Genomic DNA, 12,588 nt, shown 5'->3' with positions numbered 1-12,588 from the left:
AAAATTCTAATTTTCCTTAATATAAAACTTTCCAAAATGAGTCTCAAAAGGCTTCCTTGATTTTTAATGCTTCCATTGGAAGCATTTTTTACACTTCCATGATAATAGGAAGTATCATCGGATTTCTCTTTATTTTCTCATATATAAAACCTCTTAGTCCATCTCTAATATTAGATTTTAGCGTAGCCCAATCAGTTATGTGATTTTTTACACATTCATCCAATACTTCTTTTACTACAGCTCTAGATTCTTCCATGAGATCTTCAGATTCTCTTACATAGACAAATCCTCTTGATATAATATCTGGTCCTGCTATAACCGTACCATCTTGCTTACTAATAGTCACTACAACTACAATCAAACCATCTTCAGAAAGATGCTTTCTATCACGAAGCACTATATTTCCAACATCTCCTATGCCCAATCCATCAACCAATATATTTCCAGAAGTAACACTTGGTCCAAAATGAGCAGAATCAGGAGTAAACTCTATAACAGATCCATTTTGAGCTATAAATATGTTTTCTTTATCCATTCCCAATTCTTCTGCCAATTGGGCATGCCTCTTTAAATGCCTATATTCTCCATGAACAGGTATGAAATACTTAGGATTTACAAGAGTATGAATGAGCTTTAATTCTTCTTGACAAGCATGACCTGATACATGGACATCAGCCAAAGATTCATATATTACATTTGCACCTTTTTCCATCAATTGATTTATAACTCTAGAAACGGTTTTCTCATTTCCAGGTATAGGAGTTGCTGATATTATAACTAAATCTCCAGGAACTAATTCCAATTTCCTATGTTCTGAATATGCCATCCTTGATAGGGCTGACATAGGTTCACCTTGGCTACCAGTAGTTATGACAACTATTTCATTATAGGGGAAATTGTTCATATCATTTATATCTATTAATGTACCATCAGGAATGTTCAAATATCCAAGTTCTAATGCTACATTTATGACATTCACCATACTTCTTCCTGAAACTACAACTTTTCTTCCAAACAATACGGCTGAGTTTACAATTTGTTGAATCCTATGAATATTTGAAGCAAAAGTTGCAACTATAATTCTTTGGTCTGCCATCAAAAAAATATCATTAAATGTAGCTCCAACAGTTTTCTCTGACATAGTATATCCTGGTCTTTCTACATTCGTACTATCTGCCAAAAGGGCAAGAACTCCTCTGCTACCTATCTCAGCAAATTTATGCAAATCAATCATATTGTTGTTTATTGGTGTATAATCAATCTTAAAATCACCAGTATGAACAACAGTACCAATAGGTGTGTGTATAGCCAATGCAACAGAATCAGGTATGCTATGTGCAGTTTTTATAAACTCAATATTAAAACATCCCAAATTTATATTGTCATTTGGTTTTATTATATTTAATTTTACATTGTTCATATTGTGTTCCTTAAATTTATTTTCCACCAATCCCAAGGTCAACTTAGTTCCATATATAGGAACATTTATTTTTTTCAAAACATATGGCAAGGCTCCGATGTGATCTTCATGTCCATGAGTTAAAACTATAGCCCTAACCTTTTCCCTATTCTTCAATAGATAGGTTATATCTGGTATCACCATATCTATGCCCAACATCTCATCTTCAGGAAAAATAAGACCACAATCTATAACTACAATATCATCATCATATTCTATAACTGTAATATTTTTTCCAACCTCTCCCAATCCTCCAAGAGGTATTATTTTTAATTTGCTATTTTTCTTTGCCAAACTATAATCACTCCTTTAATCATTAATTTTCCCATTTAGTATGATATTTAGTATTCTAAATATTAATTATTAATCGCTACAAAAAAATAACCCCCATAAGGGGATTTATTTTTGACAATTTTTTTGACATTCTTTACAATACCCAAAAAATTTTACATTGTGGTCTACTATTCTAAACATCCCTTCCTTCTCAATTTCATGTTCTAGATTTTCCAGCAAATCCAATTTAACTTCATACACTTTGCCGCAACCTAAACATATTAAATGATGATGATGATGATCCGTTGTATTTGTATTTATTTCATACCTATTGCATCCATCATCAAAATTTAGTTTTGAAATTATGTTCAATTGTTCAAAAAGTTGCAATGTTCTATAAACCGTTGCCAATCCTATCTCTGGATATTTGTCCTTTACGATATCATAAATTTCCTCAGGACTTAAATGGCTCCCCCTATTGTCTATAATTACATCCAATATAGCTCTTCTCTGTGTAGTAAGTTTATACCCTGCTTCCTTTAATATTTCTTTTATACTATCAGCATTGATATCCATTTTTTCACCTGCTCAATCATTCTATATATAGAATACATATATATAAATTAAATGTCAACTACTCTAATTTCTTTTATTGCATATTTTCTTTAACAATAGTTTCATAAGCAAGTATTACATCGTTTAATTCTTCATCATCATCTATGCCCGAAAGATATACTTGACCGTCTGCATCATGTTCAATTCTTAAAATATAAGCATCCCCTTCCAAATCATCAATAGGAAACAATACAGCGTAGTCAGAATCATCCAATCCAAAAGTAGCAGAAACCTCAAACTCTTTTTCCTTTCCCATCTCATCTATAAGAATTATTTTTTCATCCACAGTATTCACCTTCTTCTTATCTTCTATCTAAAAAAGTCTGCAATATATAAGTAGCTGCTACTTTATCAATAACTTTTTTCCTCTCTTCTCTCTTTACATCTCCATCTATCAGCATACGTTCAGCAGATACAGTAGTCAGTCTCTCATCTTCCAATATTATCTCAATATTATTTAAAGCTTTTTTCATTTTTTCAACAAAATTTAAAACCTTTTGACCTTGAGGACCAATAGTATTGTTCATGTTTTTAGGCAAACCAACTACTACTTTACTTACATTGTATTCGTTTACAATATTTTTTAACTCTTCCATATCATTTTTGATACTAGTTCTTCTAATAGTAGTCACCCCTTGAGCAATCATTCCCAAGGGATCACTTACTGCAACTCCTATAGTCTTATCTCCAACATCTAATCCTAATATTCTCTCCATAATCATTCTCCATTTAAATAAATTCTATTCATTTGCCAAATATTCCATCACCGTATATATAAAGAAAACCATTATTAAATTCATAGATAACCCAGCTAATATTATACCAGAATCATTAACCAAAAATCCTACTATGCTTCCTACTATGCTACTTACAAAACCTATAAAAAGATATTTATTCTTATTAAAAATATCCCTTATTTTATCTTCAAGTACTGTAAATATCAACACTTGACAAAAAATATTTACATATAATGCCTTTGCCCAAATAGAAGAACCAACTAATTTTATATTCATAAGTATCTTCCTAAAAGCAATGTTGTTGGCAATATTGCTTCCATCACTACTCATCATCATAATAGTTTTGCCTAAATGAGTAGGATTGGGATTAAATTTAATATCTATAAAGGCCATGGCCACAACAAACAAAATCGTTAAAATACCCATGCTCAATATTTTTTTCAAACTCATTTCCCTATCTAAGCTTTCCATTATAAAATATAATAATGCAAAGACTATAGAAATAGAACCTCCCACATTAGCTCCAAGTTTAGGATGTCCTACTACAATAGCAGATAAAACAAGTAAAATATATGATATAAACTTATTTCCACCTCTATTCAAATTCATACTTAAAAAAACTGTAGTAGCACCCAAAAATACTCCAACTAACTCATTTCCTAATCCAAAGTATCTAGCTCCAATAGCTGGATCATGTCCCAATACAGAATACCTAGATAAATTGCCTCCACTAAACATATCCACAATAATTATTCCATAAATAAGTCCAGAAATTAAAATTGCTTTGTTCTTCACTTTTAAATTATATATAATAAAAATAAAAGCAACTATAGAAAATAAAAGAGTCAATATAAACTTTGTATAAGTATCCCATTTTCCAAAAGAAGCTACTAAAAATCCAATGGGAATTACTCCTATAGCAATTAAAAAAATTTTTAACATCTTGTACAAATTATCCTTTATTTTAATCTTTAAAGCTAGCACTATTGTGACAAATAACATTACGATTATAGATAAAATACTATATATATTTAATAGATAAAATCTACTTTTAGAAACAATATCTATCCTTCCATTGCTATTTAAAATAAATTGTAGATTTTCAATACTCTTTTTACATTCAATAATATTTCCTGACATATTGTCTCTTGATGTATTTAAAAAACTTGAAATTGTAGGAGCTATATCTATATTTGTTACAACACCATCTCTTCTAGTAGTTGATGAAGTAAGTATACCTTTTGGTACATTGTGACCCCATATGATTACAGGTGAAAGTTTTGAATTTTGTATTCTTTCTTCTCCACTATTAGGACTCAATATAATGAAAAGTGAATTGTCTTTATCAATTTCTTTGGTAAAATTTCCTAAAAACTCATCTATTCTATAAAGTATTTCTGTTCTATGCTTTTCAAACATTTCATCCGTCAATTCACTACTATAAAAACTAAGTCTATCTAAATCTCCAGTTTCTATGACTATAAGAGACGATTCATCTTTTACTTTACCTATCTCTTTAATAAGTTTGTCATAATCAGTCCTAAAACCATAAGGTGATTCTCCGTCTTCAACCAACACACCATCTACATTTCCAAAATCAATCAAGCCTTTTGAATCCATTGGTATCAAGCTACTAGGTCTATATACTTTATCAATAGTATCTGCATTTCCAAATATAGCAGTTTTAAGATTAGCTTCATGCAAACTATCACCTAAAGCCCCTATATATGGCATATAAGTATTTTCCTTATTATATTCTAGTATTTTATTTAAATTTGTATTTCCTACTTCATAACTTCCTTCTATAGGGGCTATTCTTCTCTCATAGACTTCTATATTGTTTTCATTTAAATTATAGGCTTTGGCCCCTTCATCAGTAGTATAAGCCTTTTTGGAAGAATTTATAGTCAGAAAACTTTCTGGTCCCTTATATCCATATAATCCTTTAGTATTCATAAGTCCAATGGAACCTTCATCAATAATTTTTTTAAGCTTAGGCATATGAGAAATATCTTCTAATGTATATTTATTTACAACCACTAGATATACAGTTTTCTTGCTATCTTTATCCTCTTGAGCAAAACTATATTCATTTGTAAAAATAGAAAAAACAATTATTAATATAAAAAACCAAATTATATATTTTGACTTATGCAATTGAATCTCTCCTACTTTTCATCCTTCTCATTTTTTAAATAGTATTTTAGCAATTCTTCAATTAATTCATCTCTCTCAAGCTTTCTAATTAAACTTCTAGCATTGTTGTAGCTAGTTATATATGTTGGATCTCCAGATAATATATATCCAATCATTTGATTGATAGGATTGTACCCTTTTTCTTCTAGAGCTTCATATACAGTTAGAATTATATTTCTAGCCTCATTTACATTTTCTTTTGGTGGTTCAAACTTCATGGTTTCATTAAAGTTGTTGTTCATAAAAACACCCCCTTATATATATATACCATAAACTGTTCATTATATACACCCTTTTAAAATAAATATTAGCCAAATAAATGGCTAATATTTATTTTAATTTACTATTTTTTTAATTGTACTTTTATGAGACTATCTACTAATTTCAAGGCTTCATCTATCTTAGTTGGATCCTTGCCACCAGCCTGTGCCATGTCTGGGCGGCCACCACCACCGCCACCAGTAGTTTTAGCGACTTCTCTTATGATATTTCCTGCATGAAGTCCCCTACCAACTAAATCCTTTGTGACCATAGTGACAAATGATACTTTGTCATCTATAACTGAAGACAATACAATCACTCCAGAATCTAAATGACTTTTAACCTCATCGCCTAAATTTCTAAGACTATTTATATCCATGCCTTCCGCTCTATAAGTGACAACATTTATATCCTCTACAATATGCCTTTGTTTTGCAACATCTTCAGCTAAAGAAGAAGCCATTTTGGATTTTAAGGATTCAATTTCCTTTTCTTTCTCTTTTAGTTCTTCTGTTAGATTTCTTACCTTTTCTTTTATATCTTTTTTACTTGTCTTAAGTATGGCTGAAATTGAATGTATATCTTCTTCCAATTCTATTAGGTATCCATAAGCTCCTCTTCCAGTTACAGCCTCTATTCTTCTAACTCCTGATGCTATACTAGATTCATTGACAATTTTAAATAATCCTATACTGCTAGTATTAGCTACGTGAGTTCCTCCGCATAATTCTTTGCTGTAATCACCCATTTTAACCATTCTCACTATATCTTTATATTTTTCATCAAATAGTGCCATAGCTCCAGATTCTTGTGCTTCTTTCAAACTTGTTTCAACTACATTTACCTCTAATTCTTCTAGAATTTTCTCATTGACTATTTTTTCTATTCTATTTAAATCCTCATTGCTAATAGCTTCAAAATGCGTAAAATCGAATCTCAATCTGTTAGATAATACTAGCGAACCCGCCTGATTCACATGTTCTCCCAAAACATCTTTTAAAGCTCTATGGAGCAAATGAGTAGCAGAGTGATTTCTTGCAATATCTTTTCTTCTCTTTTCATCAACTAATGCAAGAATTTCTTCTCCTTCTCTTATTTCTCCACTCTCTACCTTTACTAAATGAAATATCACATCTTCTTTGGTCTTTTTTGTATCTAAAACATAAGCTTTAAAATTATCATTCTCAATTAGCCCTATATCGCCTATTTGACCTCCGCTTTCTCCATAAAAAGGAGTTTCGTGAAGAAGAACTATACCCTCTTCACCTTCGTTTAGAGAAGAAACTTTATTATTATCTTTAAATAATCCAATGATATTAGAATTCAATCTAGTATGCTCATAGCCTTTAAATAGAGTATTATACCCTTTAAATCTTTCAGAAAGCTCATCTTTTCCCCAAGCTCCTACACCAACATCTTCTCTAGCTTTTCTCGCTCTTTCTCTTTGAGCTTCCATTTCCATATTAAATTCCATTTCATCAACCTTAAGTCCCATTTCTTCTAAAATCTCTCTAGTCAAATCTAGTGGAAAACCATAAGTATCATAAAGTTTAAATGCTTTATCTCCATCCAATACAGTTTCATTATTTGCCTTCATTTCTTCCACGTATTCTTCAAGTATATGAATGCCTTGATCTATGGTTTCTCTGAACTTTTCTTCCTCTGATTTAATAACTTTCTTTATCTGTTCCCCATTTCTTTCAATTTCATCATATTCATCTTTCCAAATATCAATTACTTTAGATGAAAGATTATATAAAAATATATCTTCAATTCCAAGTAACTTTCCATGTCTTGCAGCTCTTCTTATAAGCCTTCTAAGCACATATCCTCTACCTTCATTGCTTGGAAGTATGCCATCAGAAACCATGAAAGTTATAGCCCTTATATGATCAGTTATAACTCTTATGGATTCATCTACCTTTGGGTCTTCTCCATATTTCTTACCACAAACATTTTCTACTTCCCTCAACAAAGTGTTTATAACTCCAACTTCAAAAATATTTCTAGCTCCTTCTAATACAGCTGTAATCCTCTCAAGACCCATTCCTGTATCTATATTTGGATTTGGAAGTGGATTGTAGTTACCAAACTCATCTTTATCATATTGAGAAAATACTAAATTCCAAACTTCTACATATCTATCACAGTCACAACCTGGCTTACATGTAGGTTTCCCGCATCCATATTCCTCTCCTCTATCTACATATATCTCTGAACATGGCCCACAAGGTCCAACCTCAAGTTCCCAAAAATTATCTTCTTTCCCGAGCCTAACTATTTTTTTAGCTTCAATGCCTATTTTCTCATTCCATATTTGAAAAGCCTCATCATCATCAGTATATATAGTAACCCAAATTTTGTCTTCAGGTATCTCTAATCTTTGAGTTATAAACTCCCACGCCCACTCTATAGCTTCCTCTTTAAAGTAATCCCCAAAAGAAAAATTTCCGAGCATTTCAAAGAAAGTAGCATGTCTATCTGTTTTACCTACATTTTCAATATCCCCAGTTCTAACACATTTCTGACAAGTTGCAACTCTCCTTCTAGGTGGAACACTTTCACCAGTAAAATATGGTTTTAAAGGTGCCATTCCTGCATTTATTAAAAGTAAACTCTTGTCATTTTTAGGAACTAACGAAAAACTATCTAGTACTAAATGGTTTTTTTCTTCAAAAAAACTTAAAAATTCTTTCCTCACTTCATGTAATCCGAATTTCTTCATGCCATATACACCTCGCTTATATCCTTGAAAATTTATTATTACAAAAAACCCGTCCTAAAACAAAAAAGGACGAGTACCAATTTCTGCTCTATACCTAGGATTATAATTAAAAAACTTTCAATTGTCAACAATCTAACTTCTACTGCGACTTTCTACAAAATGTGAATATATAATTTTTAGTATTGCAACCACAGGTATAGCAAGAACCATTCCCAATATCCCAAAAAAACCTCCTCCAATTATCAAAGATAGCATAACAGTCACAGGATGAATTCCTACACTCTCTCCAACTATTTTGGGAGTTATTATATCATTTTCTATTTGTTGTATAATGGTGAATATAATTATTACCCATAAAGCTTTAATGGGACTTTCTAAAATAGCAAAAAAAACTGCTGGAATTATTCCTATGATTGGGCCAAAATAAGGTATTATATCAGCAAGTCCCGCCAACATACCTATGATAAATGCAAAATTAATTTTTAATAAAGCTAAAGCAATAGTTGTACTAACACCAACAAATATGGCTACTATAACTCTTCCTCTTATAAACTGACCCAACATATTATCTATCTCTTTAAATAAATTTATCATTTCATTTCTATGAGATTTTGGAATTATCAAATAAATTTTTTTCTTGAAGAACTCTTTGTCTTTCAAAAAATAAAATGAAATAATGGGGATAATAGCAATGATAAATATTTTAGAAAACATATTTATTATTTTATCTACAAAATCAGAAAACCACTTTATAATAAAACTCTCAATACTTTCCAGATTTTCTTTAAACACATCCTTTACTCCATCTAATTGAGGAGGTAAATTGCTTGATTTTAATAAACTACTATTATTTATATTGTATAAAAAATTGTTTATCTGATCTATATAATTTGGCAAAACATTTCCTAATTTTTTAAATTCTCTTATGATTTTAGGTAAAAACGTAAAGAAAACAACAGCTAATATAGCTATAATGAGAATATAAACTATAATTACACTCCATAATCTAGGTATTCCTTTTTTTTCAATGAGTTCAACTACAGGATTAAATAAATAGGCAAAAATTAGAGAGAAAATTGTTATATTTATTATTTCTGATAAAAATGGATACTTTTTTATTAGCATATATAAAATATATAATATAAGTACATATATGAATGTAGTAGTAAATTTCTTATTGTCTACTTTGATTTTCTTCTCTTCATCCACATATCTATTACCAATATTTATTATATAGTATATAATGACAAGAAGAAGTATACCAATGAGGAGCAAAATGTTATGTCTTATGTTTTCCCAAAATGGCATATAATTCCTTGATATAAGATAGGTAGCCAAAGCTACCTATCCCCAAAATGAAGTTATCCCATTTTTTATATTAGACATAGTTTTTCTAGTATTTCTTCTCATCTTTCTTCTTTGTTTTGAGTCTATTCTAGAAGCTGCATACATTCCAGTTGAAGCTCCTAATATTGTTCCTATCATTGCTCCTCTTCCAAAACCGTTTTTCATCTTTATCCTCTCCTTTATTTTATTTCTACATTTATTGTTCCTATTTCCTACTGTACTAATTCTAGTAGTTTTTTGTAATATTCTTTGTTTTTGCTAATAATGTCTTTTATATTCTCCCCAACTATTAAACTATCATCATTTATCCTTATATCTCCTACATCTGGTATGAAACTTCTTCCTTTAGATATATCTTCTAAAAAACCTTCCGTAATAATATAGCCAACTAATTTGCCATCATTAAAATTAAATAGCAAATCCTTCACCATTCCTAAACATTCTCCAGTCTCTGTATAAACTATTTTGTCTATAAATTTTATCTTCTCTATTGAAACACATTCCTGTTCATTCCACTCTTCAAATTTTATAATACTATTTCCATTTACTATAATTGAATCTTTTTTAAATGAAATTATTTTTTTTAATGGCAAAGTATTTTTTTCTTTTATTAACTTTCCATTTTTAATCACTATATTTGTTAAATATTTTAAGTTTTTAGACAATATCCCATCATATACTTCTCCAATTTTTTCATTGCTTTCAACATCTAACACTTTCATTCCAATCAAATTTTTATATTTAATCAATTGTACTCCTCTTTTCAAAATATAGTTTATTATTATTATTATTATTATTGTTTCACATAATAAAACAAATATTAAAAGCTACTGAAAAATTTCAGTAGCTTTTAATATTTCCTATTCTTCTATTTCTTCACCATGAGGATCTTCATCTGGGTTAAAATCCTCCAGTCCATCTATATGGATATTGTTCTTTTTCGAATAATCCAATAGAGCTGATTTTATAGCTTGTTCTGCAAGTACTGAACAATGCATTTTAACTGGTGGCAATCCATCAAGAGCTTCAGCAACAGCTTTGTTTGAAATTTTCATTGCCTCATTTATAGATTTTCCTTTAATCATTTCAGTTGCCATACTTGATGATGCAATAGCTGAGCCACATCCAAAAGTTTTAAATTTAGCATCAACAATAATACCATCTTCTATTTTTAAATACATTTTCATGATATCTCCACATTTTGGATTCCCAACTTCTCCTACTCCATCAGCATTTGGAATTTCTCCAACATTTCTTGGATTTCTAAAATGATCCATTACTTTTTCTGAATACATTATTTCTCCCCCTTTGCTTTTTCGTATAATGGTGACATATCCCTAAGTCTTTGAACTATAGGTATAAGTTTTTCAACTACATAATCAACTTCTTCCTCAGTATTGAAATCACCTAATGTAAGTCTCAACGAACCATGAGCTATCTCATGTGGCAATCCTATAGCTAGCAATACATGAGAGGGATCTAATGAGCCAGATGTACAGGCAGAACCACTAGAACCTGCCACGCCTTCCATATCTAAGCTAAGTAGCAAGGATTCGCCTTCAATATATTTGAAACAAAAGTTTGTGTTTCCAGGCAATCTATTTGTTGGATGACCATTTAGTCTTACATCCTCAATATTATCAAATACTCCCTTTATAAGCCTTTCCCTTAAACTGATGAGTTTTTTATTGTGTTCATCTAATTTTTCATATGCAAGTTCTATAGCTTTGCCTAGTCCTACAATTCCTGGAACATTTTCAGTTCCTGCTCTTTTATTTTTTTCTTGAGCTCCACCTTCTATCAAATTGTCAAGCTTAACTCCTTGTCTAATATATAGTGCACCTATGCCTTTTGGTCCATAAAACTTGTGAGCTGACAACGAAAGTAAATCTATATTTAGTTCATTTACATCTATCTTTATATTTCCTATAGCTTGAACTGCATCAGTATGAAAATATATACCTTTTTCCTTAGCTATTTCACCAATTTCCTTGATAGGCTGTATAGTTCCAATTTCATTGTTAGCAAACATTATTGAAATAAGTATAGTTTCATCAGTGATTGAACTTTTTAATTGTTCAATATCCACTACACCATATTCATCAACATCCAAATAGGTAATTCTAAAACCTTGCCTTTCTAAAAATTCACAAGTATGAAGGACTGCATGATGTTCAATCTTTGATGTAATAATATGATTTCCTTTATGTCTATTGGCAAATGCAATTCCCTTTATCGCCCAGTTATCTGCCTCAGAACCACCACTAGTAAAATAAATTTCTTTTGATTTTGCACCTAGAACTGTAGCCACTTGTTCTCTAGCCTTTTCAATAGCATTTTTAGATTGACCGCCTAGAGAATATATGCTAGATGGATTTCCATACTTTTCACTAAAATAAGGTAACATTTCAGCCAACACTTCTTTTTTTGTAGGAGTTGTGGCTGCATTATCCATATAAATATAGTTTCTCATAACAATTCCTCCTAAACTTCTAATTTCTTATTTGCCATAATAGTATTATGTTCATCAACCATATCCTGAAGAGTAATAGAATCAACTACATCATCTATGCTATCCCTAATTCTTGTCCATACAAGCTTTGTAACACAATACTCTGCTTTTTCACATTTAAACATCTCATTATCAAGTACACAATCTGCTGGTGCCATATCTCCTTCCAAAACTCTCAAAATATTCCCTACAGTAATTTCATCAGGAGACTTGGCAAGTAAATAACCACCTTGAGCTCCACGAACACTTTCAAGGAGTCCATTTTTTTTCAATACAGCAACCAATTGTTCTAAATAATTTTCAGATATATTTTGTTCATCAGCCACATTTTTCAAAGGAATTGGCCCTTCTCCATAGTGAAGTGCAAGTTGAAACATCGCTTTAAGCCCATATCTTCCCTTTGTAGACAGCTTCATTTTTTCACCTCTTTTAATCCCAACTGAATTACTTGGTTTTCTTTTAT

General features: G+C 30.6%; 13 protein-coding genes. All 13 read right to left on the bottom strand.

Going from position 1 to position 12,588, the window contains the following annotated elements; genetic code table 11:
* Positions 1 to 88: 88 nt before the first annotated feature.
* On the bottom strand, positions 89 to 1,753 hold the full coding sequence (locus ACFWUA_RS09975) for a ribonuclease J (protein WP_416197873.1): 1,665 nt from the start codon (positions 1,751 to 1,753) through the stop codon (positions 89 to 91).
* Positions 1,754 to 1,858: 105 nt separating this feature from the next.
* Entirely contained in the window at positions 1,859 to 2,308 is a 450-nt protein-coding gene (locus tag ACFWUA_RS09970; protein WP_416197872.1) for a Fur family transcriptional regulator, read from the bottom strand.
* A 73-nt stretch (positions 2,309 to 2,381) separates the two neighbouring features.
* Positions 2,382 to 2,633, bottom strand: a complete 252-nt coding sequence (locus ACFWUA_RS09965) for a DUF1292 domain-containing protein (RefSeq protein ID WP_416197871.1) — start codon at positions 2,631 to 2,633, stop codon at positions 2,382 to 2,384.
* Positions 2,634 to 2,649: 16 nt separating this feature from the next.
* Positions 2,650 to 3,063, bottom strand: coding sequence for a Holliday junction resolvase RuvX (gene ruvX, locus ACFWUA_RS09960; RefSeq protein ID WP_416197870.1), 414 nt, complete (start codon positions 3,061 to 3,063; stop codon positions 2,650 to 2,652).
* A gap of 24 nt (positions 3,064 to 3,087) precedes the next feature.
* Positions 3,088 to 5,241, bottom strand: a complete 2,154-nt coding sequence (locus tag ACFWUA_RS09955; protein WP_416197869.1) for a hypothetical protein — start codon at positions 5,239 to 5,241, stop codon at positions 3,088 to 3,090.
* Between the two features lie 11 nt (positions 5,242 to 5,252).
* Positions 5,253 to 5,522, bottom strand: a complete 270-nt coding sequence (locus tag ACFWUA_RS09950) for an IreB family regulatory phosphoprotein (RefSeq protein ID WP_416197868.1) — start codon at positions 5,520 to 5,522, stop codon at positions 5,253 to 5,255.
* Between the two features lie 101 nt (positions 5,523 to 5,623).
* The gene (gene alaS / locus ACFWUA_RS09945) at positions 5,624 to 8,266 is read right to left on the bottom strand and encodes an alanine--tRNA ligase (RefSeq protein ID WP_416197867.1); all 2,643 of its coding nucleotides are present in this window, start codon (positions 8,264 to 8,266) and stop codon (positions 5,624 to 5,626) included.
* A 132-nt stretch (positions 8,267 to 8,398) separates the two neighbouring features.
* Positions 8,399 to 9,604, bottom strand: a complete 1,206-nt coding sequence (locus ACFWUA_RS09940) for an AI-2E family transporter (protein WP_416197866.1) — start codon at positions 9,602 to 9,604, stop codon at positions 8,399 to 8,401.
* A 6-nt stretch (positions 9,605 to 9,610) separates the two neighbouring features.
* A complete protein-coding gene (locus ACFWUA_RS09935; RefSeq protein ID WP_416197865.1) occupies positions 9,611 to 9,778 on the bottom strand; it encodes a hypothetical protein in 168 nt (55 codons plus the stop codon).
* A gap of 47 nt (positions 9,779 to 9,825) precedes the next feature.
* Positions 9,826 to 10,362: a PRC-barrel domain-containing protein gene (locus ACFWUA_RS09930; protein ID WP_416197864.1), complete on the bottom strand. Its 537-nt coding sequence runs from the start codon at positions 10,360 to 10,362 to the stop codon at positions 9,826 to 9,828.
* 111 nt (positions 10,363 to 10,473) lie between these two features.
* Positions 10,474 to 10,908, bottom strand: a complete 435-nt coding sequence (gene nifU, locus ACFWUA_RS09925; protein ID WP_416197863.1) for a Fe-S cluster assembly scaffold protein NifU — start codon at positions 10,906 to 10,908, stop codon at positions 10,474 to 10,476.
* Positions 10,908 to 12,086, bottom strand: a complete 1,179-nt coding sequence (gene nifS, locus ACFWUA_RS09920; RefSeq protein ID WP_416197862.1) for a cysteine desulfurase NifS — start codon at positions 12,084 to 12,086, stop codon at positions 10,908 to 10,910. The genes nifU and nifS overlap by 1 nt, the downstream gene beginning before the upstream one ends.
* Before the next feature lie 11 nt (positions 12,087 to 12,097).
* On the bottom strand, positions 12,098 to 12,541 hold the full coding sequence (locus ACFWUA_RS09915) for an RrF2 family transcriptional regulator (RefSeq protein ID WP_416197861.1): 444 nt from the start codon (positions 12,539 to 12,541) through the stop codon (positions 12,098 to 12,100).
* Between the last annotated feature and the right edge of the window lie 47 nt (positions 12,542 to 12,588).

The sequence above is a fragment of the Sporanaerobacter sp. genome, assembly GCF_047830725.1.
In the GTDB taxonomy this organism is placed as follows: Bacteria; Bacillota; Clostridia; order Tissierellales; family Sporanaerobacteraceae; genus Sporanaerobacter.
Note: the sequence above shows the minus strand (reverse complement) of the source record. Positions and strands in the feature narration are given on the sequence as shown.

Excerpts from the sequence above, each read along its gene's own strand:
- nifS (WP_416197862.1), bottom strand. The coding sequence starts at position 12,086 with ATGAGAAACTATATTTATATGGATAATGCAGCCACAACTCCTACAAAA.
- ACFWUA_RS09935 (WP_416197865.1), bottom strand. The coding sequence starts at position 9,778 with ATGAAAAACGGTTTTGGAAGAGGAGCAATGATAGGAACAATATTAGGA.
- nifU (WP_416197863.1), bottom strand. The coding sequence starts at position 10,908 with ATGTATTCAGAAAAAGTAATGGATCATTTTAGAAATCCAAGAAATGTT.
- ACFWUA_RS09970 (WP_416197872.1), bottom strand. The coding sequence starts at position 2,308 with ATGGATATCAATGCTGATAGTATAAAAGAAATATTAAAGGAAGCAGGG.
- ACFWUA_RS09950 (WP_416197868.1), bottom strand. The coding sequence starts at position 5,522 with ATGAACAACAACTTTAATGAAACCATGAAGTTTGAACCACCAAAAGAA.
- ACFWUA_RS09915 (WP_416197861.1), bottom strand. The coding sequence starts at position 12,541 with ATGAAGCTGTCTACAAAGGGAAGATATGGGCTTAAAGCGATGTTTCAA.
- ruvX (WP_416197870.1), bottom strand. The coding sequence starts at position 3,063 with ATGGAGAGAATATTAGGATTAGATGTTGGAGATAAGACTATAGGAGTT.
- alaS (WP_416197867.1), bottom strand. The coding sequence starts at position 8,266 with ATGAAGAAATTCGGATTACATGAAGTGAGGAAAGAATTTTTAAGTTTT.